This window comes from Pseudomonas sp. MC6, from assembly GCF_054790575.1.
The window spans coordinates 814,427-840,028 of sequence record NZ_CP186504.1; the positions used below are offsets into that span (position 1 = coordinate 814,427).

19 protein-coding genes are annotated in these 25,602 nt (G+C 59.5%); 11 read left to right on the forward strand and 8 right to left on the reverse strand.

Going from position 1 to position 25,602, the window contains the following annotated elements:
* Positions 1 to 23 precede the first annotated feature (23 nt).
* From clpX to ACOYXE_RS03825, 4 genes are all read left to right on the forward strand, one after another.
* A complete protein-coding gene (clpX, locus tag ACOYXE_RS03810) occupies positions 24 to 1,307 on the forward strand; it encodes an ATP-dependent Clp protease ATP-binding subunit ClpX (protein ID WP_003223632.1) in 1,284 nt (427 codons plus the stop codon).
* A 163-nt stretch (positions 1,308 to 1,470) separates the two neighbouring features.
* Complete coding sequence (gene lon, locus ACOYXE_RS03815) at positions 1,471 to 3,867, forward strand: endopeptidase La (RefSeq protein ID WP_460927798.1); 2,397 nt, start codon at positions 1,471 to 1,473, stop codon at positions 3,865 to 3,867.
* A 148-nt stretch (positions 3,868 to 4,015) separates the two neighbouring features.
* Positions 4,016 to 4,288 carry an HU family DNA-binding protein gene (locus ACOYXE_RS03820; RefSeq protein WP_003183171.1) on the forward strand — a complete coding sequence of 91 codons (273 nt, stop codon included), beginning with the start codon at positions 4,016 to 4,018 and terminating at the stop codon, positions 4,286 to 4,288.
* 228 nt (positions 4,289 to 4,516) lie between these two features.
* Positions 4,517 to 6,388 (forward strand): SurA N-terminal domain-containing protein, encoded by a 1,872-nt coding sequence (locus ACOYXE_RS03825; RefSeq protein WP_160058689.1) that lies wholly within the window; start codon positions 4,517 to 4,519, stop codon positions 6,386 to 6,388.
* Between the two features lie 632 nt (positions 6,389 to 7,020).
* On the opposite strand, the gene ACOYXE_RS03830 is transcribed toward ACOYXE_RS03825, so the two are convergent.
* Entirely contained in the window at positions 7,021 to 8,226 is a 1,206-nt protein-coding gene (locus ACOYXE_RS03830) for an MFS transporter (protein WP_460927801.1), read from the reverse strand.
* Positions 8,227 to 8,344: 118 nt separating this feature from the next.
* On the opposite strand from ACOYXE_RS03830, the gene ACOYXE_RS03835 reads away from it, so the two are divergent.
* Together ACOYXE_RS03835 and ACOYXE_RS03840 are read left to right on the forward strand one after the other, a co-directional pair.
* Positions 8,345 to 9,244, forward strand: a complete 900-nt coding sequence (locus ACOYXE_RS03835) for a LysR family transcriptional regulator (protein ID WP_160058687.1) — start codon at positions 8,345 to 8,347, stop codon at positions 9,242 to 9,244.
* A 92-nt stretch (positions 9,245 to 9,336) separates the two neighbouring features.
* Positions 9,337 to 10,191, forward strand: a complete 855-nt coding sequence (locus ACOYXE_RS03840; protein ID WP_016983898.1) for a DUF2242 domain-containing protein — start codon at positions 9,337 to 9,339, stop codon at positions 10,189 to 10,191.
* A gap of 386 nt (positions 10,192 to 10,577) precedes the next feature.
* On the opposite strand, the gene ACOYXE_RS03845 is transcribed toward ACOYXE_RS03840, so the two are convergent.
* Together ACOYXE_RS03845 and ACOYXE_RS03850 are read right to left on the reverse strand one after the other, a co-directional pair.
* Complete coding sequence (locus ACOYXE_RS03845) at positions 10,578 to 11,618, reverse strand: AraC family transcriptional regulator (protein WP_160058686.1); 1,041 nt, start codon at positions 11,616 to 11,618, stop codon at positions 10,578 to 10,580.
* A 3-nt stretch (positions 11,619 to 11,621) separates the two neighbouring features.
* Complete coding sequence (locus tag ACOYXE_RS03850; protein WP_160058685.1) at positions 11,622 to 12,752, reverse strand: carbon-nitrogen hydrolase family protein; 1,131 nt, start codon at positions 12,750 to 12,752, stop codon at positions 11,622 to 11,624.
* 208 nt (positions 12,753 to 12,960) lie between these two features.
* On the opposite strand from ACOYXE_RS03850, the gene ACOYXE_RS03855 reads away from it, so the two are divergent.
* Positions 12,961 to 15,000 carry an oxidoreductase gene (locus tag ACOYXE_RS03855; RefSeq protein WP_405123284.1) on the forward strand — a complete coding sequence of 680 codons (2,040 nt, stop codon included), beginning with the start codon at positions 12,961 to 12,963 and terminating at the stop codon, positions 14,998 to 15,000.
* A gap of 225 nt (positions 15,001 to 15,225) precedes the next feature.
* Positions 15,226 to 16,152, forward strand: a complete 927-nt coding sequence (locus ACOYXE_RS03860; protein ID WP_160058683.1) for a 1-aminocyclopropane-1-carboxylate deaminase/D-cysteine desulfhydrase — start codon at positions 15,226 to 15,228, stop codon at positions 16,150 to 16,152.
* A 3-nt stretch (positions 16,153 to 16,155) separates the two neighbouring features.
* Here the strand turns inward: ACOYXE_RS03860 and ACOYXE_RS03865 are convergent, their stop codons facing one another.
* From ACOYXE_RS03865 to ACOYXE_RS03875, 3 genes are all read right to left on the reverse strand, one after another.
* The gene (locus ACOYXE_RS03865) at positions 16,156 to 16,704 is read right to left on the reverse strand and encodes a cytochrome b (RefSeq protein ID WP_038362764.1); all 549 of its coding nucleotides are present in this window, start codon (positions 16,702 to 16,704) and stop codon (positions 16,156 to 16,158) included.
* A gap of 189 nt (positions 16,705 to 16,893) precedes the next feature.
* Positions 16,894 to 17,721 (reverse strand): phosphonoacetaldehyde hydrolase, encoded by an 828-nt coding sequence (phnX, locus tag ACOYXE_RS03870; protein ID WP_160058682.1) that lies wholly within the window; start codon positions 17,719 to 17,721, stop codon positions 16,894 to 16,896.
* Between the two features lie 144 nt (positions 17,722 to 17,865).
* The gene (locus tag ACOYXE_RS03875; protein ID WP_460927806.1) at positions 17,866 to 18,975 is read right to left on the reverse strand and encodes a 2-aminoethylphosphonate--pyruvate transaminase; all 1,110 of its coding nucleotides are present in this window, start codon (positions 18,973 to 18,975) and stop codon (positions 17,866 to 17,868) included.
* A gap of 112 nt (positions 18,976 to 19,087) precedes the next feature.
* Here ACOYXE_RS03875 and ACOYXE_RS03880 point away from each other — a divergent pair, with 112 nt between their 5' ends.
* Positions 19,088 to 19,948 (forward strand): LysR substrate-binding domain-containing protein, encoded by an 861-nt coding sequence (locus ACOYXE_RS03880; RefSeq protein ID WP_460927808.1) that lies wholly within the window; start codon positions 19,088 to 19,090, stop codon positions 19,946 to 19,948.
* A 97-nt stretch (positions 19,949 to 20,045) separates the two neighbouring features.
* On the opposite strand, the gene ACOYXE_RS03885 is transcribed toward ACOYXE_RS03880, so the two are convergent.
* Positions 20,046 to 20,918, reverse strand: coding sequence for a LysR family transcriptional regulator (locus ACOYXE_RS03885; RefSeq protein WP_160058679.1), 873 nt, complete (start codon positions 20,916 to 20,918; stop codon positions 20,046 to 20,048).
* Between the two features lie 281 nt (positions 20,919 to 21,199).
* Here ACOYXE_RS03885 and ACOYXE_RS03890 point away from each other — a divergent pair, with 281 nt between their 5' ends.
* Positions 21,200 to 22,525 (forward strand): MFS transporter, encoded by a 1,326-nt coding sequence (locus ACOYXE_RS03890; protein ID WP_460927810.1) that lies wholly within the window; start codon positions 21,200 to 21,202, stop codon positions 22,523 to 22,525.
* Between the two features lie 73 nt (positions 22,526 to 22,598).
* Positions 22,599 to 23,990, forward strand: a complete 1,392-nt coding sequence (locus tag ACOYXE_RS03895; RefSeq protein ID WP_160058678.1) for an FAD-dependent oxidoreductase — start codon at positions 22,599 to 22,601, stop codon at positions 23,988 to 23,990.
* A gap of 26 nt (positions 23,991 to 24,016) precedes the next feature.
* On the opposite strand, the gene ACOYXE_RS03900 is transcribed toward ACOYXE_RS03895, so the two are convergent.
* On the reverse strand, positions 24,017 to 25,414 hold the full coding sequence (locus tag ACOYXE_RS03900; protein WP_160058677.1) for a type VI secretion system Vgr family protein: 1,398 nt from the start codon (positions 25,412 to 25,414) through the stop codon (positions 24,017 to 24,019).
* Between the last annotated feature and the right edge of the window lie 188 nt (positions 25,415 to 25,602).

Here is a 25,602-nt window from a genome sequence, read left to right on the forward strand (position 1 = left end):
CCTATCGGATTTGGATCGAACGAATGACTGACACCCGCAACGGCGAGGACAACGGCAAGCTGCTCTATTGCTCCTTCTGTGGCAAAAGCCAGCATGAAGTGCGCAAATTGATTGCCGGCCCCTCGGTCTTTATCTGCGACGAGTGCGTCGACCTGTGCAATGACATCATCCGTGAGGAGGTGCAGGAAGCCCAGGCCGAAAGCAGCGCGCATAAATTGCCTTCGCCTAAAGAAATCAGCGGCATCCTTGACCAGTACGTGATTGGTCAGGAGCGTGCGAAAAAGGTTTTGGCCGTAGCGGTGTACAACCACTACAAACGCCTGAACCAGCGTGACAAAAAGGCTGACGACGTCGAACTCGGCAAGAGCAACATCCTGCTGATCGGCCCGACAGGCTCCGGTAAAACCCTGCTGGCCGAAACACTGGCCCGCTTGCTGAACGTTCCGTTCACCATTGCCGACGCAACCACCCTCACCGAGGCAGGTTACGTGGGTGAAGATGTCGAGAACATCATTCAGAAGCTGCTGCAGAAGTGCGATTACGACGTAGAAAAAGCCCAGATGGGTATTGTCTACATCGATGAAATCGACAAGATTTCCCGCAAGTCCGACAACCCGTCGATCACCCGGGACGTTTCCGGTGAAGGCGTGCAACAGGCCTTGCTGAAGTTGATCGAAGGCACGGTCGCTTCCGTACCGCCGCAAGGTGGTCGCAAGCACCCGCAGCAGGAATTCCTGCAGGTCGACACCCGTAACATCCTGTTCATCTGCGGTGGTGCGTTCTCCGGTCTGGAAAAGGTTATTCAAAACCGTTCCACCAAGGGCGGCATCGGCTTCAACGCAGAAGTGCGCAGCAAGGAAGAAGGCAAGAAAGTCGGTGAATCCCTGCGTGAAGTCGAGCCTGACGATCTGGTCAAGTTCGGTCTGATCCCGGAGTTCGTCGGTCGTCTGCCGGTCCTCGCGACGCTGGATGAGCTGGATGAGGCTGCGCTGATGCAGATTCTCACCGAGCCGAAAAATGCTCTGACCAAACAGTATGCCAAGCTGTTCGAGATGGAAGGCGTGGATCTGGAGTTCCGCACAGACGCGCTGAAATCGGTCGCCAAGCGTGCCCTGGAACGTAAAACCGGTGCCCGTGGCCTGCGCTCGATTCTCGAAGGTGTGCTGCTCGATACGATGTATGAAATCCCCTCGCAGTCCGAGGTGAGCAAAGTCGTGATCGATGAAAGCGTGATCGAAGGCAAGTCCAAGCCACTGTATATCTACGAAAACAGTGAGCCGACAGCCAAGGCAGCGCCGGACGCGTAAGTGTCCAGTCTGCTGGAATAAAGAAGGGGCCTTCGGGCCTCTTTTTTTTTATGTCATTTTTTACATCCGCTTTGCGCTTGTTTTTTTTCAAGGCAGCCCCCATCTTGGTTTCAAGCTCAATTCCATCTGATTACGGCCATATGGCCGCCGTAGAGGCGAAATCATGAAGACAACCATCGAATTGCCTCTCCTGCCATTGCGTGATGTCGTGGTTTATCCGCACATGGTTATCCCGCTGTTCGTGGGGCGCGAGAAATCCATCGAAGCCCTCGAGGCCGCGATGACGGGCGACAAGCAGATCTTGCTGCTGGCCCAGAGAAACCCGGCTGACGATGATCCCGGTGAAGACGCTCTCTATCGCGTAGGTACCATCGCTACTGTTCTACAGCTTCTGAAGCTGCCTGACGGCACCGTCAAGGTTCTGGTCGAGGGTGAGCAGCGCGGCACCGTCGAGCGCTTCAGCGAAGTTGACGGCCACTGCCGTGCCGAAGTGTCGCTGATCGAAGAAGTCGATGCCGCCGAGCGCGAATCTGAAGTGTTCGTGCGCACACTGCTGTCGCAATTCGAACAATATGTACAGCTGGGCAAAAAAGTCCCGGCTGAAGTCCTGTCGTCGCTCAACAGCATCGATGAGCCGGGCCGCCTGGTCGACACCATGGCGGCGCACATGGCGCTGAAAATCGAGCAGAAGCAGGAAATTCTCGAAATCATCGACCTGTCGGCTCGTGTCGAGCACGTTCTGGCGTTGCTGGATGCCGAGATCGACCTGCTGCAAGTTGAAAAACGCATTCGTGGTCGTGTCAAAAAGCAAATGGAGCGCAGTCAGCGCGAGTACTACCTGAATGAGCAGATGAAGGCCATTCAGAAAGAACTCGGCGACAGCGACGAAGGCCACAACGAAATCGAAGACCTGAAAAAGCGTATCGACGCTGCCGGTCTGCCGAAAGACGCGTTGACCAAAGCCACGGCCGAGCTGAACAAGCTCAAGCAAATGTCGCCGATGTCCGCTGAGGCCACCGTGGTGCGCTCGTACATCGACTGGCTGGTGCAGGTGCCGTGGAAGGCGCAGAGCAAGGTACGTCTGGACCTGGCGCGTGCAGAAGACATTCTCGATGCCGATCACTACGGTCTCGAAGAGGTCAAGGAACGTATCCTTGAATACCTCGCCGTGCAAAAACGCGTGAAGAAAATCCGTGGCCCGGTGTTGTGCCTGGTCGGTCCTCCGGGCGTAGGTAAAACCTCGCTGGCAGAGTCGATCGCACATGCTACCAACCGCAAATTCGTGCGCATGGCCCTCGGTGGCGTGCGTGATGAAGCGGAAATTCGCGGTCACCGTCGGACTTACATCGGTTCGATGCCGGGAAGATTGATTCAAAAGATGACAAAAGTGGGTGTGCGCAACCCGCTGTTCCTGCTCGATGAAATCGACAAAATGGGCAGCGACATGCGTGGTGACCCGGCGTCGGCGTTGCTGGAAGTGCTCGATCCAGAGCAGAACCACAACTTCAACGACCACTATCTGGAAGTCGATTACGACCTTTCCGATGTGATGTTCCTGTGCACCTCGAACTCGATGAACATTCCGCCGGCACTGCTCGACCGGATGGAAGTCATCCGTCTGCCGGGCTACACCGAAGACGAGAAGATCAACATCGCCGTCAAATACCTCTCGCCAAAGCAGATCGCCGCCAATGGTCTGAAGAAAGGCGAGCTGGAATTCGACGCTGAAGCGATCCGCGACATCATCCGTTACTACACCCGTGAAGCCGGTGTGCGTGGCCTCGAACGTCAGATCGCCAAGGTCTGCCGCAAGGCCGTTAAAGAGCATGCGCTGGAAAAACGCTTCTCGGTGAAAGTGACAGCTGACTTACTGGAACACTTCCTCGGTGTGCGCAAATTCCGCTACGGTCTGGCCGAGCAACAGGATCAGATCGGTCAGGTGACCGGCCTTGCCTGGACTCAGGTTGGTGGTGAATTGCTGACCATCGAAGCCGCGGTTGTGCCGGGCAAAGGGCAATTGATCAAGACCGGTTCGCTGGGCGACGTGATGGTCGAATCGATCACTGCCGCACTGACCGTTGTCCGCAGTCGTGCCAAGAGCCTGGGTATTCCCCTGGACTTCCACGAGAAGCGCGACACGCACATCCACATGCCGGAAGGGGCGACCCCGAAGGACGGCCCTAGCGCTGGTGTGGGCATGTGCACGGCGCTAGTGTCGGCATTGACCGGTATTCCGGTGCGCGCTGATGTGGCCATGACTGGCGAAATTACTTTGCGTGGTCAGGTGCTGGCGATTGGTGGTCTGAAGGAAAAACTGCTGGCGGCTCACCGCGGCGGAATCAAGATCGTGATTATTCCGGAAGAGAACGTGCGTGATCTGAAGGAGATTCCTGACAATATCAAGCAGGATCTGCAGATTAAACCGGTTAAATGGATTGACGAGGTCCTGCAAATTGCGCTGCAATACGCGCCGGAGCCCTTGCCGGATGTGGCTCCGGAGATAGTTGCCAAGGAAGAAAAACGTGAGTCTGACTCTAAGGAAAGAATTAGCACGCATTAATACGCTTTTGCCTGGGGGGCTTCCTTGACAGTTTTTTAGAGCCCTTGTTATAAAGCGGCTCTTAAGTGTCTGTAGGCCATTCAGCACTCGTTTTTGCTTTCACCAAAAAACTTAGAATCATCTCAAAATAGATATAAGGGGACTTAGAGTGAACAAGTCGGAACTGATTGATGCTATCGCTGCATCCGCTGATATCCCGAAAGCTGCTGCTGGCCGTGCGCTGGACGCTGTAATCGAATCCGTCACTGGCGCTCTGAAGGCTGGCGACTCCGTTGTTCTGGTTGGTTTCGGTACTTTCTCCGTGACGGATCGTCCGGCTCGTACTGGTCGTAACCCGCAGACCGGCAAGACTCTGGAAATCCCGGCTGCCAAGAAGCCAGGTTTCAAAGCCGGTAAAGCACTGAAAGAAGCTGTTAACTAAGTTTTCAGGTTTTTACCCATCCGGGTCGGGGTCATGCCTGACTTGGCAGCGGAGCGGTAGAGCAGGTCGCTGAAACAGTGGCCTGTAACGCCGGGATCGAGGGTTCGAGCCCTGTCCGCTCCGCCAGTTACGAGAAGGCGCATCCTCGGATGCGCCTTTCTTCTATCCGGATTCTACCCACGCTCCACGGTTGCCTAATTTTGAAGTTCAACCGTTTCTGGGGGACGCATGCTGCAGAATATCAGGGACAATTCACAAGGCTGGATTGCCAAGACCATTATCGGGGTCATCGTTGCACTGATGGCTCTGACCGGTTTCGACGCCATTTTCCAGGCCACGACTCACAAGAATGAGGCGGCCAAGGTCAACGGTGATGAAATCAGCCAGAACGAGCTGAGCCAGGCCGTTGACATGCAACGCCGTCAGCTGATGCAACAGCTGGGCAAGGACTTCGATGCTTCCTTGCTCGACGAGAAAATGCTCCGCGAATCGGCCCTCAAGGGTCTGATCGATCGCAAGCTGCTGCTGCAAGGCGCCGAACAAGCGAAGTTCGCTTTCTCCGAAGGTGCACTGGATCAAGTGATCCTGCAGACTCCTGAATTCCAGGTGGACGGCAAGTTCAGCTCCGAGCGTTTCGACCAGGTAATCCGTCAACTGGGTTACAGCCGTATGCAATTCCGCCAGATGCTGGTTCAGGAAATGCTCATCGGCCAACTGCGCGCCGGTGTGGCGGGCAGCGGTTTCGTCACCGACGCCGAAGTGCTGGCATTTGCCCGTCTGGAAAAACAGACCCGCGATTTCGCCACCTTGAACGTCAAGGCTGATCCGGCTGCGGTCAAACTGACCGACGAAGAGGTCAAGGCTTACTACGACGAACACGCCAAGGAGTTCATGACTCCGGACCAAGTGATCATCGATTACGTAGAGCTGAAGAAGTCTTCGTTCTTCGATCAGGTTGCCGTGAAAGACGAAGACCTGCAGGCGGCGTATCAGAAAGAGATCGCCAATCTGTCGGAACAGCGTCGTGCCGCGCACATTCTGATCGAAGTGAACGACAAGACCACCGAGGCTCAGGCCAAAGCGAAGATCGACGAAGTCCAGGCGCGTCTGGCCAAGGGCGAGAAGTTCGAAGCGCTGGCCAAAGAGTTCTCGCAGGATCCGGGTTCGGCCAACAATGGCGGTGATCTCGGTTACGCAGGTCCTGGCGTTTACGACCCTGCGTTCGAAAAAGCCCTGTACTCGCTGTCGAAAGACCAGGTGTCCGAGCCGATTCGTACTGACTTCGGTTACCACTTGATCAAGCTGTTGGGTGTCGAAGCGCCTGAAGTGCCGACCCTGGCCAGCCTGAAAGACAAGCTCACCCGCGAGCTGAAAGCCGCGCAGGTCGAGCAGCGTTTTGTCGAGGCGACCAAGCAACTGGAAGACTCGGCGTTCGAAGCGTCTGACCTGGCTCAGCCAGCGGCGGATCTGAAACTGACCGTGCACACTTCCAAGCCGTTCGGCCGTGAAGGTGGCGAAGGTGTCGCGGCCAACCGTGCCGTAGTGACCGCTGCGTTCAGCACTGAAGTGATCGACGAAGGTGCCAACAGCACCGCCATCGAGCTGGATCCGGAAACCGTGATCGTGCTGCGTTCCAAGGAGCACCTGAAACCTGCGCAACTGCCGCTGGAAAGCGTGAATGCGGCGATCCGCACTCAGCTGACCAAAGAGCACGCCAGCGCGGCTGCCAAGACCAAGGCGGAGAAGCTGATTGCTGATCTGCGTGATGGCAAGGCGCCGTTGGACAAGGCAGTTGAGGGTCAGAACTGGAAAACCACTGAAGCGGCCACCCGTGGTCAGGAAGGTGTTGATCCGGCGGTGCTGCAAGCGTTGTTCCGTATGCCGAAGCCGGCTGCCAAGGACAAGCCGACGTTCACCAGCGTGACCCTGCCGGACGGTAGTTTGATGATCGTGCGTCTGAACGGCGTTAACGAAGCGGCTGCGCCGACGGATGAAGAGAAGGTTCAGTACCGTCGCTTCCTTGCTTCGCGTGAGGGGCAGCAGGACTTTGCGGCGTATCGCAAGCAGTTGGAAGCTCAGGCTGAGATCAAGCGTTTTTGATGTCTGATTGAGTTGTCATGTGAAAGCCCCGGCCTGTATAGGTCGGGGCTTTTTTTTTGGCGTTGGGCGCCGGGGCGTGGCGGCCTTTGGGCCGACCATGTGCTTGGGGTTTTGGGGGGATATCCGTTGCTGCGGGTGTTGCTGATCAGGGTTCCACCCTTACGGCGGGTCACTTTTTCCAGACGCCGAAAAAGTAATCAAAAAGGCTTGCCCTGACGTTCGGCCCGCTCGCTGGGGCTCGGGGTTCCTTCGCTCCGGGATTGATCCGGGGGGGCATCGCCTACGGTTTGCTTCGCTGCACCTCCTCTCGATGTGTTCGACTTCGTCGAACGGTCGCTGCGCTCCCACCCCCGGATCAATCCCTCCACTCAGCCTGCCGACGGGCCTTCAGATCAAGATCAAGAGCAGCAGCCGAGCTAACGCTCATCCTGTTGAGTGGGGCGGCTTTGCCGCGTGGGCCGCACACAAATTAAAACGTGGGAGCGAGCCTTCTCGCGAAGGCGGCCTGACAGCCGACCAACCTTCTGTCAGATGTACTCAATCCAATTGTGGGAGCGAGCCTGCTCGCGATGGCGGCCTGTCAATCGACCGGTTTCCAGCCGTCTGGCCTCAATCCAACAGCGCACTCGGTCTCATTCGGCTCTTGGAAAACCATGTCTCCGAGCTTTGATCGCTACTGACAGGGTCAGTCCCAGCAATCCTGCAACAATCCACGGAAAAGCTCCCACCCCAAGGTTCCCCAGCAACAAACCTCCCACCAATCCACCACCTGCAATCCCGACATTCCACAGCGTAACCAACATCGATTGCGCCGTATCGGCAGCCTCTTTCGCGGTTTTCGCCGAGGCGGTTTGCAGCAGCGATGGCATTGCACCAAACGCGAGTCCCCACACAGCGGTGGCGATGTACACCACGCTCGGCGATTCGCGCCACAGGCCCAGTGCTATTGCGGACAGCAGGAACAGTCCGGCACTGATCAACACCAGTTCGCGCAGCCAGCGGTCAATCAGGCTGCCGACGATCCACAGGCTCAGCACTGAAGCGAGGCCGAATACCAGCAGCACGCGGTCGACGTTGGCATCAAGTCCGGAAGGCTGCAGGAACGGCGCGATGTAGGTGTACAGCAAGTTGTGCGCAACGACGTAGGTGAGGGTGACGAACAATACCGATCGCACGCCGGGCAAGGTCAATACCTGACGCAGCGGCATGCGGTTTCCCACGCGTTCGCCGGCGAAGTCCGGTACTTGCAAGCGCACCCAGATCACCAGCGCAACGGTCAGTCCGGTCATGATGGCGAAGCTCAGGCGCCAGCCGACCAGGGTGCCGAGCAGGGTGCCTGCGGGGATTCCCAGCGACAGCGCCAGTGGCGCGCCGAGCATGGCTACGGTGATGGCGCGGCCCTGCAGGTGCGGGGCGACCATACGGCTTGCGTATCCCGCCAGCAGAGCCCAAAGCAAACCAGCAAATATCCCGGCGATAAAGCGTGCGATCAGGGTGAGCCAGTACCACTCCGACAGGGTGGTGATGCTGTTGGCGATGGCAAAGCCGCCGATAGCGGAAAGCAACAGCGGTCGGCGTCGCCAGCCTCGAGTGGCGATTGTCAGCGGTATCGCCGCGAGGATCGAGCCGATCGCATACAGCGTGACCAATTGCCCGATCAGTGCCTGGGACACATTCAGGCCGCTGCTCATCTGCGGTAACAGGCCGGCGGGCATGGCTTCGGTCATGACCGTAATGAATCCGGCGGTGGCCAGTGCCAGCAGCGCACCGAGGGGTAACTGTTCGCGGTGAGAGACGGGGTGTTCAACTGTGAGGCAACTGAGTTGTGTGTCATTCATGAGCCGGCATCCATGTGCAATGTTGACGAAGAGCACAGGATATGGCGCTGCACATCGGTGAAAAACGGGTTAAGGTTCCGAACATATCGGACACGGATGTCAGCAATGGGAGGTTGGTATGGATAGCCTTGGCAGTATTTCGGTGTTTGTGCAGGTGGCCGAGACGCGCAGTTTCACTGAGGCTGGCCGACTGCAAGGGGTGTCATCGTCGGCGGTGGGCAAAAGTATTGCGCGGCTGGAAGCGCGACTCGGCGTGCGCCTGTTTCAGCGCACCACTCGCAGTGTCACGCTGACCAGTGAAGGGGCGCTGTTTCTGGAGCGCTGTCGCAAAATTCTCGCGGAGGTCGAGGCGGCAGAGTTCGAGTTATGTGACGCGGCTGCGAAACCCCATGGTAAGTTGCGTATCAGTCTGCCGCAGGTGCATGGCCTGGTGATGCCGGTCATGAACGAGTTCATGGCCTTGTACCCGCAGATCGAGCTGGATCTGGATTTGACCGATCGCATGGTCGACGTGGTTGAAGAAGGTTTCGACGCGGTGATCCGCACCGGCAAGCCACGGGATTCGCGACTGATGGCGCGAGCGTTGGGCGAGTTTCACATGGTGCTGGTAGCCAGTCCGGCTTATCTGGCGCAACGCGGTGTGCCGCAGACGCCCGCCGATCTGGCGGATCATGCGTGCCTTCGGCATACGTTTCATGCCACCGGCAAACTGGAAACCTGGCCGCTGATTCGCGCGGAGAGTGCCGCAGAGCCGACGTTGCCGACGCGGTTGGTCAGTACGTCGATTGAGGCGGTAAGCCACGCGGCGCTGGCCGGCATGGGCATTGCCTGTCTGCCGGATTTCATGACCCGTGAGGCCGAGGCGCAAGGCCGCTTGCGTCGCGTGCTTGATACACATCTTGAACACACCGGTCAGTTCTGGGTCCTATGGCCATCGAGTCGTCACGCCACGGCGAAATTGCGGGTGTTCATCGATCATCTGGCGTTGCGACTTTTTCCCGCAACTGACGGTCGATAGAGTTGTAACTGCTTTAAGACACTAATCCATGCGCAGCGCGGCAGCGATCTGTTGCACAATACGCCCCGGACTGTTTTCTCTCAGGATGTTCAATGTTGATTTCCACTCCCATGCGTGTAGTCGGGTTGGCGCTGTTGTTGACCGCTGTTGCCGGCTGTTCGAAAGACAAGCCGATGTATGAGCATGAGAACTTCGATGACTCCGGTACGTTTTCGCGCAATTACCCGGTGACCGATTCGGTCAGTTGCGAAGCGGCTCGCCGTGCGTTGCTCAGCCAGGGCTACATCATCACCAGCAGCGACCCGAAACTGGTCAGCGGTCACAAGAGTTTCCAGCAAACCGGCGACACCCACATGGAGATCAGCTTCAACGTGGTTTGCGCCGATGACGGCAGCGCCGGGCACCATGCGACGATGTTTGCCAACGCCTTGCAGGATCGTTACGCGCTGAAGAAAACCAACAACTCGGCCAGCCTCGGCGTGGGTGTATTGGGTTCGGTGTCGATGCCGATCGGCTCGTCGGACGATTCGATGGTCAAGGTGGCCAGCGAGACGGTGACCGCGCAGAAGTTCTATGAGCGTTTCTTTACCCTGGTCGAGCAGTTCCTGCCGGCAGATGCGAAGAAAGCCGCGCATATCGAAGAGAAACCGAAAGCTGACCTGGGTGTGCCTGAGGTGAAGGCTGCGCCGGCAGCGCTGGCGCCAACGCCGACTCCGGCGGCCGAACCTGCAGCAACGCCGGCCCCGGCTGCAGAACCGGCGCCAGCACCTGCCGAGACCGCGCCAGTAACGTCGGAACCGGTCGCTCCACCGGCAGAGGCCGCGCCGATCACCCCGGCGCCGAGCGCAGAACCTGCACCCGCGACCGAAACCATCACGCCACCAGCCAATCCGGACATCCCGCCGCCATCCGAGCCGATTCCGGCGATGCCAGCGTCCGGCCAGTAAACCAGCCTCAACGCCGCCCCTGTGGGAGCGAGCCGGCTCGCGAAGACGGACTTTCAGCCACCTGTGTGCTGAATGGTCCGACGCCTTCGCGAGCCGGCTCGCTCCCACAGTGGTTTATGGGTTGCCTCAAATTTCGTTACATTCCCCGGACAAAAGTCCCGCGATAAATTCCTGACCGTCTGCTACGTTTTATTCATGAAGGCCGGGTTTCACTTTTCCTTCACACGAGCACGTTAAGCTCGAGGCACTGGGCATTTGCTCAGGCCCATTCAAGAGAGCAGCAGGGGGATTACGCGATGGATGAATATCAAGAAGAGCTGCTCGAATACCAGGCCTTTGAGCTGGATCCTCTGGAGCCCGCCGAAGACGCCACCGAGCTGTAAGCGTCAGGCGGATTTACGATGGCTGCGACGGAATTCGCCGGGCGTCTGACCGCTCCAGCGTTTGAAGGCTCGCTGGAACGCTTCGGCTGAAGCAAAGCCCAGCAAGTAGGCGATTTCGCCGAAGGCCAGTTCAGTATCGCGGATGTAGGTCATCGCCAAGTCCCGACGCGTGTCGTTGAGGATCGCGCGAAATTGCGTGCCTTCCTCGGCCAGTTTGCGCCGCAACGTCCAGGTCGGCAGCTTCAGACGTGCCGCCACTTCTTCCAGGTCGGGTTCCCGGCCACCATTGAGCAACGGCCCCAACAGCTGAGTGATGCGTTCACGCAGGCTGCGGGTTCGGGTCAATTGTTCCAGCTCCCGTTCACACAGTTGCAGCAGATGCCGCCAGGTACTCGGGCAATGCTCGGGATTACGCTGTGCGAGGCTGTCGAGGTTCAGGCGCAGCTGATTGCGTTCGGCGCCGAACTGGATCGGGCAATCCCCCAGTACGCTGTAAGCCTCACGGTAATCCGGCGCTTCGAATTCGATATCGATGCGTTCGGCGCGCAACGGCTCGCGGCTGACACTGGAGAGCTGATGCAGCCACCCGGCGATGATCGAGTCCACGACGAAGCGGTTATAGGCGTTGTACGGGCTGATCGAATAGAACCGCAGCCACGCGCCATTGGCATCTTCGTGAAAACTGGACTGGCCACGGTAGTTGGAGCCGTACAGCGCCTCGAAACGGATCAGACAGCGCGCGGCTTCGCGCACGGTCGGCGCTTGTGCTGCAGTGACACCGGCCAGCCCGGCCTGGCTCAGGCGGCTGAGCTGGCCCATGCGCAAGCCCAGCGCCGAATTGCCGGTCAACTGAATCGCCGCGTGGCCCAGACGCATGTAGCGCGGAATCGACAAGCGTGCCCCGGCCTCAGCCAACCGTGCAGCGTCCAGGCCATATTGCTCCAGCAGTGGCTGCGGATCGGCGGCATGACTGCGCACCGCATCGGCGAGGCTGTGCACAAAGCCCACCGACAAATCCCCAAGGCGCATCGGCAGCGGCTTCATGGCTTACAACCAGATGTTCAGCAAACGCGCGCCACGGGCCTCGCCATCGGCGAACTGCTGACCGTTGCTGCTGAGGAAACTCTGACCGGAACTGGCCTTGTCCCAGAACTGCCCGCGCAAGAACACACTGACGCCGGCAATCGCTCGACTGCTCGGCGGTTGTGCAGTCAGCGTCAGCCGATGCCAGGCCTGTCCTTCGGTGACTTCACCGGGTTTGAGGCTGATCGAGCCCGGTGTACTTGAACCTTTATAGCCGCGCCACGGTTGATTCCACGCACCCTGGCCGAACACTTGCGCCGGCACCGCGACCAATTGGGCGTCTTGCTCGTCGAGTGTGCGGTAGTTGTCCGGATACCAACTGTCACTGCCAATCAGCACGCCGAGGCGTCCGGCCGGGGTGTCGACCACGTTGATCTGGTGTTTATCCGCGCCTTCGATCACTTCACGCTGATCAAACACCGGGTGCATCTGCCGCTGCGGCTGGCCAAGCGGCACGCCGTCACGGCCAAACACCACGCTGCTGTTGAACAGCGCACCGCTGCCGGGTTTGAGTTGGCCATCGCGGATGCTCGGCTCCGGCAGCACGATTGAGCCGGCCACCAGCGTCACGTGAAACTCCTTGGCCAGACCACCGAACAGTGTCTGGTAATCCTTGGCCATCGCCTTGGATTTCATGCGCAGGTACGCGTCGTTGAGGCGGTCGCTGCCGTTGGCGCTGAGCCAGGCACGGGCGAACAACAACGGATTGCTCGCCGCCAGCCAGTTCATCGCCTCGGCGAGGGACGGCGCCTGGTACAACTCGTCTTTCTCGCCGCTGAGCAGCAACCAGGTGCCGACGTTCTCTGGCAACACCACCACGGTTTTCTCACTCAGCAGACCTTGATCCTGGGCCTGCTGCAAATACGCCGCGAGTTTGCGGTGCAAGCGTTCGGGGCTTTGATAGTCAGTGGGGAACAGTTCGGGCTGGATGCCCAGCAGATTGCCACGGTCGCCGGGCGTGCCCTGATCAACTGCCACGTTTATACGTAAGTCTGACAGGTAATGCCCCGCCGGCCGGTCCGCCGCCCACATGGCGTAGGTGGTCAGGGCGGCGACGAGGGCCATGGAAAAGAACAGGTACAAAAGTTTGCGCATGAAAACCAACAACTACCGGGTACAGGGTATGGCGACTAGGGTAGGGCCCATGGACCGGGTTGCCAAGGGGCACTGCGCATTTGGATCAATAAGTTGTCAGTTACGGTCATTGAGTGACAGCGATGCGACTCTTAGTCTGTGGCACATGACTGACGGGGGCCGCAGAGCGCCCGCAACTTTTCCGTGATTGCTCGTTGTGGAGTTACCGATGACCGCCGCTCATTACCCGCACCTGTTGGCCCCGCTGGACCTGGGTTTCACCACGCTGCGCAACCGTACCCTGATGGGCTCGATGCACACGGGCCTGGAAGAAAAACCGGGCGGTTTCGAGCGGATGGCGGCGTACTTCGCCGAACGTGCGCGTGGTGGTGTCGGTCTGATGGTCACCGGCGGTATCGGCCCGAATGACGAGGGTGGCGTGTACTCTGGCGCGGCCAAGCTGACCACCGAGGAAGAGGCGCTCAAGCACCGCATCGTTACCCGCGCGGTGCACGAGGCGGGCGGCAAGATTTGCATGCAGATCCTTCACGCCGGGCGTTATGCCTACAGCCCGAAACAGGTCGCACCGAGTGCGATTCAGGCACCGATCAATCCGTTCAAGCCCAAAGAGCTGGACGAGGAAGGCATCGAGAAGCAGATCAGCGATTTCGTTACCTGTTCGGTACTGGCGCAGACCGCCGAGTATGACGGCGTCGAGATCATGGGGTCGGAAGGTTATTTCATTAACCAGTTCCTCGCTGCGCACACCAACCACCGCACCGACCGTTGGGGCGGCAGCTACGAAAACCGCATGCGCCTGCCGGTGGAAATCGTTCGTCGCGTTCGCGAAGCGGTCGGCCCGAACTTCATCATCATTTTCCGTCTGTCGATGCTCGATCTGGTCGAGGGCGGCAGCACCTGGGACGAGATCGTCACCCTGGCCAAAGCCATCGAGCAGGCCGGTGCGACTATCATCAACACCGGTATCGGCTGGCACGAAGCGCGAATTCCAACCATCGCCACCAAAGTACCGCGCGCGGCGTTCAGCAAGGTCACGGCCAAGTTGCGTGGCTCGGTGAAGATCCCGTTGATCACCACCAACCGCATCAACACCCCGGAAATCGCCGAGCAGATTCTTGCCGAAGGCGATGCCGACATGGTTTCGATGGCGCGGCCGTTCCTCGCCGACCCGGACTTCGTCAACAAGGCTGCCGAAGGTCGCGCTGACGAAATCAACACCTGCATCGGTTGCAATCAGGCGTGCCTCGATCACACCTTCGGCGGCAAGCTGACCAGTTGCCTGGTCAACCCGCGTGCCTGCCACGAAACCGAACTCAATTATCTGCCGGTGCAGCAGATCAAGAAAATCGCTGTGGTTGGCGCCGGCCCTGCCGGTTTGTCTGCTGCGACCGTGGCTGCCGAACGTGGCCATCAGGTGACGTTGTTCGATTCGGCCAGCGAAATCGGCGGTCAGTTCAACATCGCCAAACGCGTGCCTGGCAAGGAAGAATTCTTCGAAACCCTGCGTTACTTCAAACGCAAACTGCAGACCACTCACGTTGAGGTGTGCCTGAACACCCGCGTCGATGTGGCGAAACTGGTTGACGGCGGTTACGACGAAATCATCCTCGCCACCGGCATTGCGCCGCGTCTGCCGGCGATTCCGGGCGTAGAGAACGCCAAGGTGTTGAGCTACATCGACGTGATCCTTGAGCGCAAACCGGTTGGCAAACGCGTGGCGGTAATCGGCGCCGGCGGCATCGGTTTCGACGTCTCGGAATTCCTCGTTCACCAAGGCGTAGCGACCAGTCAGGATCGTGCCGCGTTCTGGAAAGAGTGGGGCATCGATACGCAACTGGAAGCACGCGGTGGCGTTGCCGGGATCAAAGCCGCACCGCATGCACCGGCCCGCGAAGTATTCCTGTTGCAGCGCAAGAAAACCAAGGTTGGCGATGGCTTGGGCAAAACCACCGGCTGGATTCATCGGACCGGTCTGAAGAACAAGCAGGTGCAGATGCTCAACAGCGTCGAATATCTGAGCATCGATGACCAAGGCCTGCACATCCGCATCGGCGAAACCGGCGAGCCGCAAGTGCTGGTGGTGGACAACATCGTGATTTGTGCGGGGCAGGATCCGCTGCGCGAACTGCATGATGGTCTGGTTGAAGCGGGGCAGAATGTGCACCTGATCGGTGGTGCCGATGTCGCGGCCGAACTGGATGCCAAGCGTGCGATCAACCAAGGCTCGCGCTTGGCGGCTGAGCTATAAAAAACGCCGCTTAACCTGTGGGAGCGAGCCTGCTCGCGAAAGCGCAGTGTCAGCCAATACACATGTCGACTGACACGACGCCTTCGCGAGCAGGCTCGCTCCCACAAGGGTTGTGTTGTTCACAGATTCGGTGAGCACCACAAACCAATGTAGGAGTGAGCCTGCTCGCGATGGCGGCTTGTGAGCGACTAGAATGCTGGCTCTGTCCAGATCGAATCGCCGCCCATGCTTTTGTCTCCCTCCGATTGGCTACCCCAGGCCCCCCTCGAATACCTCCATCTGGACTGGCTGACCGCCGCCGGTATTGAAGTCGCCATCCTGCGCCTCGATCAGATCGACCCGCTGATCAGTGGCAACAAATGGTTCAAACTCGTCGAACACCTCAAAGCCGCCGATCGTGCGGGTGCCGAAGGCATCATCAGCCTCGGCGGTGCGCATTCCAATCATCTGCACGCGTTGGCGGCAGCGGGGAAACGGTTGGGGTTCAAAACCGTGGGCCTGTTGCGCGGACATGCGCTGGACACACCGACGGTGCGGGATCTGCAGGCGTTCGGCATGCAATTGCACTGGTTGGGTTATGGCGGTTATCGCGCGCGAAACGAGCCGGGGTTCTGGGAGCCATGGCACGAGTTGTATCCGCAACTGCATGCCGTGCCCGAGGGCGGTGGTGGTTTACCGGGTGCGCTCGGTTGTGCCGCGATCAAGGAACAGGTGCAAGCGCAATTGCCCACGCTCGGTTGGAGCGACTATCACGGATGGTGGCTGGCTTGTGGCACCGGAACGACACTCGCCGGGCTGGTTCTCGCCGAGGCCGGTGCGCATCCGGTCTATGGCGCGTTGGCGGTACCAGAGGATCACGGCGTGGCGACGCAGGTCGAGTCGATTGTTCAGGAAGCCGGACTGGCCACTGCCGACTATGAGCTGATCGACGCCAGCCGTGGCGGTTTTGCCAAGGTTGATCCGACGTTGCTTGAATTCATCGAACAAACCGAGCAGACCAGCGGCATTCCTCTGGAGCCGCTGTACACCGGCAAAGCGTTGCTGGCGCTCAAACAGCAGGTCGAGGCAGGCAAGTTCACATCCGGCACGCGGCTGATCGTCATTCATACCGGTGGCTTGCAGGGCCGACGCGGTTTTATCGCCAGCCCCTGACGATCAACCGCGCTTGGGCATCATCCGCAGCAGCGTGTTATCGCGCACAACATAATGGTGATAGATCCCCGCCAGCGCATGCAGGCCGATCAACCAGTAGCCGATCGTGGCAATGAGCACATGCCAGCCCTCAACCTGTTTGGCGAAATCCTTGTTCTCCGCAACCAGCAGCGGCAGATCAAAGCCATAGAACATCACCTGATGCCCTTCGGCACTGGTAATCAGCCAGCCGAGAATCGGCATGCTGATCATGAACAGGTACAACGCCCAGTGCATCAGCCGCGCCAGTACGGTTTGCCATTGCGGTGAGGCGGGAAAGATTTTCGGCGCCGGGCCAATGCTGCGCGCGAGCAGGCGAAACCATACCAGCACAAACACGGTCAGGCCGAGCATGTAGTGCACTTCGCGGATCAGCGTGCGCCCGCCACTGCCTTTGGGAAAGAGGCCGCGCAACTCCATGCTGGCGTAGACCAGTACCAGCAGGACCAGCATCAGCCAGTGCAACAGGACCGACACGGTGCTGTAGCGGGATTCGGAACTTGTCCACGGCATACGGTGTTTCCTCACAGATCAGGGTCAAAACGGCCGTTCTTGTGCGACGGCATGCTTTAACTGTAATCCGCTTTGGCAGATTTGCCTGAGGCTGATCGGATTTTCAATGCCCTGAATCAGGGCTTTGCCAATAAAAAACGCCAGCGTCGTGCAGACGCTGGCGTTTTTGTTGGCAGCAAGCGGCAGGGATCAGCTCGATTGCGGCATCTCACCGTTGGCCAAGCGCTTGTTGATGTCGGCGATCACTTCCGGCAAATCGGTGATGGTGTCGATCATGTAGTGCGGGCGCGAGCCTTCGAACAGTGCGTGAATGCGCTTGCGCTCGCTGGCCAGTTCATCGCTGCCCAAAGCGCGGAAACCGGCGTAATCCAGACCCAGCGCATTGCCCGAGCAAATCAGCGCCACCGTCCACATCCCGGCGCGGCGACCTTCAAGGATGCCTGGCACGGTGTCGTCGATCTTCACGCAGGCGCCGACGTCGTCGATGCCCAGCGCGATCACGTTGGCCAATGCCTGGGCCGGCCATGGACGGCCGTTCGGCACTTCGTCGGTGGCGACCACATGGTCAGCGACGTAGCCGTTGGTGGCGGCCAGCTCGACGACCTTGTCCATCACCTGTTTCGGATAACCGGAGCAGGAACCGATCTTGATCCCTTGCTGGCGCAGGTTGGCGATGGTTTCCAAGGCGCCGGGAATCAGCGCCGAATGCTCAGCGATCTTCTCGATCTGCAGCGGCATGAAGCGGTTGTAGATCGCGGTGACGTCGTCATCGGTCGGCGTGCGGCCGAACGCCTTGCGATAACGCTCGGCCACTTGTGGCTGATCGCAGAGGGTGCGGATGTGGTCCCACTTGCCCATGCCCATCGGGCCACGGGCTTCTTCGATAGAGACCTGCACGTCGAATTCGGCGAAGGCTTCGACGAAAATCTGCGTCGGCGCGAACGAGCCGAAATCGACCACGGTGCCGGCCCAGTCGAGGATCGCGGCTTGCAGCTTGTTTGGATTGATGTAGTTCATGGCAATCAAATTCCTGAGTTGAAATGCAATTCAAACTGTAGGAGTGAGCCTGCTCGCGATAGCGGTTGATCATTCAACATCTTTGTTGACTGGCACGGCCTCATCGCGAGCAGGCTCACTCCTACAGGGGATTTGTGTTTGGGCTTAGATTTCGAGGACTTCCATCTCGCGCAGCACTTCGCCGACCGCCGCCACGGCCTGGCGCATTTCGTCCGGGCTGACATGGCCGATGCAGCCGACACGGAAGGTTTCGACCTGAGTCAATTTGCCGGGATAGAGGATGTAACCCTTAGCCTTGACCCGTTCGTAGAAATCCTTGAACTGATAACGCGGATCTTGCGGCGCATGGAACGTGGCAATGATCGGTGCCTGAATCGCTGCCGGCAGGAAGCTGCGCAACCCGAGTTTGCCCATCTCTTCCATCAACGCCTGACAGTTGGCGGCATAACGCGCATGCCGCGCGGGCAGGCCACCTTCTTCGTTGTATTGCAGCAGCGCTTCGTGCAGCGCCGCGACCACGTGCGTCGGCGGGGTGAAGCGCCATTGCCCGGTTTTCATCATATAGGCGTGCTGGTCGAACAGGTCCATTGCCAACGAATGCGAATTACCGGCGGCAGCGGCCAATGACTCTTTGCGAGCAAACACGAAGCCCATCCCCGGTACGCCTTCCAGACACTTGCCGGAAGCGGCGATCAGTGCGTCGAACGGCACTTTCTGCGCATCCACTGGCAAGGCGCCGAAGGAACTCATGGCGTCGATGATCAAGCGTTTTCCGTGTTGCTCAACGACCTGAGCAATCTCCGCCAGCGGGTTAAGAATGCCGGTGCTGGTCTCGCAATGAATCAACGCAACGTGGGTAATGTTGCTATCGGCGCGCAACAAACGATCGACGTCAGCGGCGGTGGTCGGTTCGTCTTCAGCGGTTTCGAAGGTGCTGAACGAGCGGCCGAGTACTTCGCAGATCTTCGCCAGACGCTTGCCGTAGGCGCCGTTGATCAGCACCAGCACTTTGCCGTCACGTGGCACCAAGGTGCCGATCGCCGCTTCAACGGCGAAGGTGCCGCTGCCCTGCAATGGCACGCAGTGGTGAGTGGCGGCGCCGTTGAGGATCGCCAGCAATTGTTCGCAAAGGCTGGCGGTCAGTTGATTGAAACGGTCATCCCATGACCCCCAGTCGACCATCATCGCCTGGCGGGTGCGGGCCGAAGTGGTCAACGGGCCGGGAGTGAGCAGGATGGGTTCGGCGATACTCATTCGTGTGTCCTCGGATTGCGCTGTGGGATGAAGCTACGAGGCATACGTTGCAATTCGCCGTTGCATCAATCAAATTGTTTGTTGTTATGCCAGCCATCAGTGAGAGTTATTCATGAACCTGTTTCAGCTCCGCGCGTTCGACGCCGTGGCCCGTGAAGGCAGCTTCACCCGCGCCGCCGCGCGCTTGTTCATCAGTCAGCCGGCAGTCACCGGGCATATCAAGTCGTTGGAAGAGCACTACCAGATCACCCTGTTGCGGCGCACCGCACGACGGGTGGAACTGACCGAGGAGGGCACCAGACTCGCTGCGATCACCCGCGCGATGTTTGGCCTGGCGGAAGAGGCGCAGACGATGCTCGAGGCCAACCGGCAACTGTTGACCGGACGGCTGGAAGTGGCGGCGGACGGGCCGCACATGGTCATGCCGATGCTCGCCAGCCTGCGCGTGCGGTATCCGGGGATCACGGTGAATCTGCGCTTGGGCAATGCCCAGGAAACCCTGGCGGCGTTGTTGTCGGAACACGCGGATGTGGCGGTGTTGACCGAAGTGGAGCCGCGCAAAGGCCTGCATCTGCAAGCACTGAGCGAATCGCGGATCTGCGCGTTGGTGCCGGCGGGGCACCCTTGGGCAGTGCGTGCCGGGGAAGTGAAGCTCAAGGAGCTCGATCAAGTGATCATGGTCTTGCGTGAGCCGAGTTCGATCACCCGGCGTACGTTTGATGACGCCTGTGCGCAGGCGTCGATCCATCCGCGCGTGTTGCTGGAACTGGACAGCCGTGAGGCGGTGACCGAGGCCGTCGCGGCCGAGTTGGGTGTTGGTGTGGTGTCATCGGTTGAGGTCAGCCATGACCCGCGGGTGGTGGCAATTCCGATCGCCGGGGCAGGGTTGGTCAATCGGCACATGATCGGCTGCATGGAGCGGCGTCGGGAGTTGCGCTTGATTCAGGCATTCTTTGGCCTGGCGCCGGTCTGATACACCGTGGCGCTCCATTCGCGAGCAGGCTCGCTCCCACAGGGGATATGCATTCCAAATGTGGGAGCGAGCCTGCTCGCGAAGGGGCCATCACGGTTCACACAAGACTCTGGCGAACCATATCGAGAAACGTCGCCACCACCCGCCGCGAACTCTGTTCACGCAAACACACCAGCGTCTCCGTCAGCCGTCGTGTGCAGTCGACAATCGGCAACGCACACACCCGTGAATCCGCGCCAAACTCTGCTGCCGAAACAACACCGACACCAATCCCGACCACCACCGCCTCACGCGCCGCTTCCCGGCCCTCGACCTGAATCGCCGGGCGAATGCGAAATCCGGCCCGGGCCATTTCCTCTTCCAGCGTCTGCCTTGTCACCGAGCCGTGTTCACGCAACACCAGCGGCGTGTCATCCAGGTCTTGCAGGCAAATCGATTCACGCTTGGCCCATGGATGATTGCGCGAAACGAACGCCACCATCGGATCATTGCGCAGCGGCACACAGAGCAAGCGTTCATCACTGACATCACGCCCGAGCAGGGCCAAATCCGCCTGATAGTTGAACAGGCGAAACAGCGATTCATCGGTATTACCGGTTTCGATCTTCACGCTGATCCCCGGATAGCGCTCGCAGAACCGCGCGATCTGCGGCAGCACGTGCACCGGCGCATCCACTGCCAGAATCAGGCTGCCGGTCTGCAAGGCCTGAGATTCCTGCAGCAACTCCTGCGCTTCGGCTTCAATCACAAACAGACGCTGGGTGATCGCCAGCAAGCGCTCGCCCAAGTCAGTCAGGCGCACGGAACGTTTATTGCGGTGAAACAGCAAAACGCCGAAACGCTCTTCGAGTTTGCGCACTTGGTCGGATATCGCCGGTTGCGTGAGAAAAAGGCGCTCGGCGGCTTTGGTGAAGCTTCCATGCACGGCCACGGCGTGGAAGGCTTTGAGTTGGGCGTGAGACACCGACATGAAGTCACCTGATCGATAAGTCAGTAACAAGCTGAGCTTATGTGTGAAATACGATAAATCGATTTTATTTATTAAACAGTAATTGCTTTGATCGGCTCACGCCATCGCTGACTGCCCGCTCGGGCAGCACGGTGGCCATGAGCCTGAGCGTGCAACAACAGGACTCATCTGACCGATATCGCCGTAGGGACGGGGTGATATCGCAGTGCTCAACAATAAAAACACAGGCGTTTTGCTTAACGATTCTGCCGGCACACTCACACCCTGAGGTCAGAACCACCATGAACAAGCACATCGGCACCATTGCGCGTTGGCGCGTGCAGATTTTCGCGATTACCTGGCTGGCGTACGCCGCTTTCTACTTCACCCGCAAAGCGTTTTCGGTGGCTAAACTGGGCATCGCCGAAGATCCCACCTTCATGCTCGACAAGATGGCCATGGCCAACCTCGATGCGATCTATCTGGCGGCTTATGCCCTCGGTCAATTCACCTGGGGCATGCTTGCCGACCGCTTTGGCCCGCGAGTTGTAGTGCTCGGTGGTTTGTTGATTTCCGCAGCCGCGGCGTTGGTGATGGGCAGTTACGCCACGTTGCCGATCTTCGCTACGTGCATGTTGATTCAGGGCCTGGCGCAGTCCACCGGATGGTCGGGATTGTGCAAAAACCTTGGCAGTTTCTTCCCCTCCCAGCAGCGCGGGCGGGTGCTTGGCCTATGGAGTTCCTGCTACGCGTTTGGTGGTCTGGTGGCGTCGCCATTTGCCGGCTGGTGGGCGTATACCTTGATGGGAACCTGGCACGCGGCGTTCATTTCCAGCGCCGTGGTGGTTGCCGTGGTCGCGGTGTTGTTCTTTATCTTCCAGCGCAACAAGCCGGAAGACGTCGGCTTGCCGGCGGTCGAGTCGGAACCTGAATTGACGGCGGAAGAAACCGAAGCCAACAGCAAGCTCAGCGTCTGGGAGCCCTTGAAGGAAATCCTGCGTAACCGCACGGTGCTGGTGTTGGGCCTGGCGTATTTCATGTTGAAACCGGCGCGTTACGCGATTCTGTTGTGGGGGCCGGTGATTGTCTTTGAACAGATGCCGAGTGTCGGCAAGGTCGGCGCGGCGATCATTCCCACGTCCTTCGAACTGGCCGGGTTGCTCGGGCCGATCCTGATTGGCCTGGCCTCGGACAAACTCTTCGGTGCCCGGCGCATGCCGGCCTGCGTATTGAGCCTGTTGGCGCTGACCGTGACGCTGGCGCTGTTCATGGCGGCGTTGCAGAGCGGCAGTGTGTTGCTGGTGGTCGCATTGTTGTTTGTCATGGGCCTGACCCTGTACGGCCCGGATTCAATGATCAGCGGTGCCGCCGCGATCGACTTCGGCAAAGCCAAGGCCGGTGCCACGGCGGCTGGTTTCGTCAACGGCTGTGGCTCGGTCGGCGCGGTACTCGGTGGTTTGCTGCCGGGTTACTTCGATTCGGTGACGGTGTTCATCGTCTTCGCCGGTTGCGCGCTGTTCTCGGCGCTGGTGCTGATTCCGCACTGGAACAGCCGTCCGGTTGGCGTGATGGAACCGCGTGCCTCGATCCCCAATTGCCCGCTGACGATCAAACCCCTGCGTTCCTGAAACCCTTTGCCTCGCGGCCTGCTGCGGCGCTCGCGGCAGGCTGGGTCGTGGCCATCTGACTTGGAGAAACCCCATGAGACCGTTTTGGCTGGAGCAGGCCTTGCAGGCCGACAACTCGCAAACCTGCCCGCCGCTGCACGGCGAAATCCGCACCGACGTGTGCATCGTTGGCGGCGGCTACACCGGGTTGTGGACGGCAATCATGCTCAAGCAACAGAACCCCGAACTTGATGTGTTGCTGATCGAGGCGGACATCTGCGGCGCCGGCGCCAGTGGGCGCAACGGTGGTTGTGCGCTGTCGTGGTCGGCGAAGTATTTCACCCTTGAGCGCCTGTTTGGCGTCGAGGAAGCGGTACGTCTGGTCAAGGAGTCGGAGCGCAGCATCCATGCGATCGGCGAGTTCTGTGAGCAGTACGGCGTCGACGCCGACTACCGCCTCGACGGCACGCTGTACACCGCGACCAACCGCGCGCAAGTCGGCTCGACCGATGCGGTGATTGCCGCACTGGAACGTAATGGCATCAACTCGTTCACTCAGCGTCCAGTCGCTGATGTACAGCGCATGGCTGGTTCGAGCAAGCATCTGGAAGGCTGGTTCTCGCCGGCAGCGGCGAGTGTGCAGCCGGGCAAACTGGTGCGTGGCCTGCGTCGGGTGGCGCTGCAACTGGGTGTGAACATTCACGAAAACACCGCGATGACCGGGCTGGAAGAAGGGCGTCCGGCACGCTTGCAGACGCCGACTGGCACGGTGATCGCCGATCGCGTGGTGCTGGCGATGAATGCCTGGATGGCCCGTGCTTTTCCGCAGTTCGAACGCAGCGTGGCGATTGTCTCCAGCGACATGCTGATCACCGAACCGCGCCCGGAGCTGTTGCAGGAAATCGGTTTGACCAGCGGCGTGACAGTGCTCGATTCGCGGATTTTCGTGCACTACTACCACAACACCCCGGACGGTCGGATCATGCTCGGAAAAGGTGGCAATACCTTCGCGTTTGGCGGGCGCATGCTGCCGGTGTTCGATCAGCCATCGCCGTATGCCGGCCTGCTGAAAAACAGCCTCGCGGACTTTTTTCCGGCGTTTGCCGATGTGAAAGTCGATGCCACCTGGAACGGGCCGTCGGATCGTTCGGTCACCGGCTTGCCGTTCTTTGGCCAGATGAGCAGCGCCGGCAATGTGTTTTACGGTTTCGGCTATTCGGGCAGCGGCGTCGGCCCGTGCCACATGGGCGGGCAGATTCTCGCTTCACTGGTGCAAGGCCTGGACAACCCGTGGACGCGCTCGCCGCTGGTCAACGGGCCGCTGGGCTATTTCCCGCCGGAGCCGATCCGCTACCTCGGTTCACTGATGGTGCGCAACGCTATCCGCCGCAAGGAGCGCGCCGAGGATCATGGGCGACGACCTCGGCATCTCGACGTGCGCCTGGCCAAATTCGCCGCCGCGGCGGGTAAGGCCGACAAAGCCTGAGCGCTTTTTGCTGATGTACAAAGGGATCAGCGGGCGTCGCTGTTGAGCAGCCAGTCGAGCAACAAGCTGCTATCGCGTGCAGGCGGTGGTTCGCGAGGCGTGGGGTTGCGCGAGTTGCCCAGACACAGGATCGGTCGATCCGGGTCGCTGTCGAGGAAACTCACCCACACTTCGCTGCCGGCGCAGGGCAGTTCATCCAGTGCGATTCGACCATTGGCTCGCGTCATGGCGATGGGTAACCAGATCGCGTCGTCATCAAGTGTTTGCGGGTGTTCCGAAGGCCACAGCCTGACGGCGACTCGACCCTGCTCATCGAGTTGTGCCGGTTGCCCGGCAGGCCCGAACACCTGCGCCAGGTGATATCCGGCAATGCCGGGGCGGGTTTGTCTAAGCGCGGGACGAAAATCGGTTGACCAGGGCTGGGCAGTGAAATCGTTGTGGTAGCGGTGCAGGGCAGGGTTCGGGTCAAGAATCGACGGATGCTCGCCGTGATGGCGGATCGACGTGAGCCGCCATTGTTCGTTGAAGTGGCTGATCGGATGCGCCGACACTTGCAGCAGATGGCCACTGAGCAAACCGACCCGATCACTGCGGCCATTTATCGTGCGGTGCTGGCAGCGTTGCCGTTCCAAATGCCGACGGCTGCGTTGTTCGTGGTGACGTTGCTCGAGAGAAGGTATTGGCGGCAGGGGATTTACCGTGATGTGGTTGGCGGCATCGACGCTGATCGCCTGTTGCCCTCGATTACGCACGGCATGCAGCGTGGCGATGGGGGCTGCGTGGTGATGCTGGTACAGCGCACTGACGCTGGGTGAGGGCGTTTGTTCGCCGGCCTTGAACGCAAGTAGCACCGGCACTTGTGGCAGGCTCAGGCTGTCATCGGCAAACACGACAACGTGGCCGTCCATTCGGTGTTCGAAGTGATAGTGGATGCCTTCCTCCTCGCAAAGCCTGTGCAGCAGCGCCAGATCACTTTCTTCGTACTGAATGCAAAACGGCCGGATCGGGTATTGCCCGACGCTCATTTCAATCCGGTAGCTATCAACGGGCAGGGCATTTCCCTTGAGCAATTGCTGGAGAATCTGCGGCACGCTGCGTTGCACAAACACGCGGCGCTTGTTCGGCTGGGCGAGCTTTTGCAGACGTGGCACTACGGTCAGTCGATAGCCGATCCGATGCGTGCCGCGATGTTCGCAACTGACACTGTCGATCACGCCGTGAATCCCATGCTGGTCGTCCAGGCGAAGAAATGCCGGTTGATGCAGGAAGGTGCCCGGCGCCACGGCGGGGGCCAGGCCGATCAGTTCGATGTCGAAACGGTAGGGCTGGTTGAGTGCTTCCTCGCCATGAAAACGCACCACCGGCAGGCACAGGCCGCTGTCGGTCAGGGTCAGGGTAAAAGGACTTTCCTTGTCATTGAGCATTCGAACAGGCTCTGTCAGGCAATACGGGCCTGAGAGGGTACGAAACCACAGCGCTGAATGGTCATGTCAAAGGTGTTTTTCAGAATCCCCCTACAAGCACTGGTGAAGATGTCGATTCTGCATTGTGTTTTTTTGGTCGATTGCCGACTTTAGGCCGTATAAACTTGGCGCCACGCGTCGGCCAATAG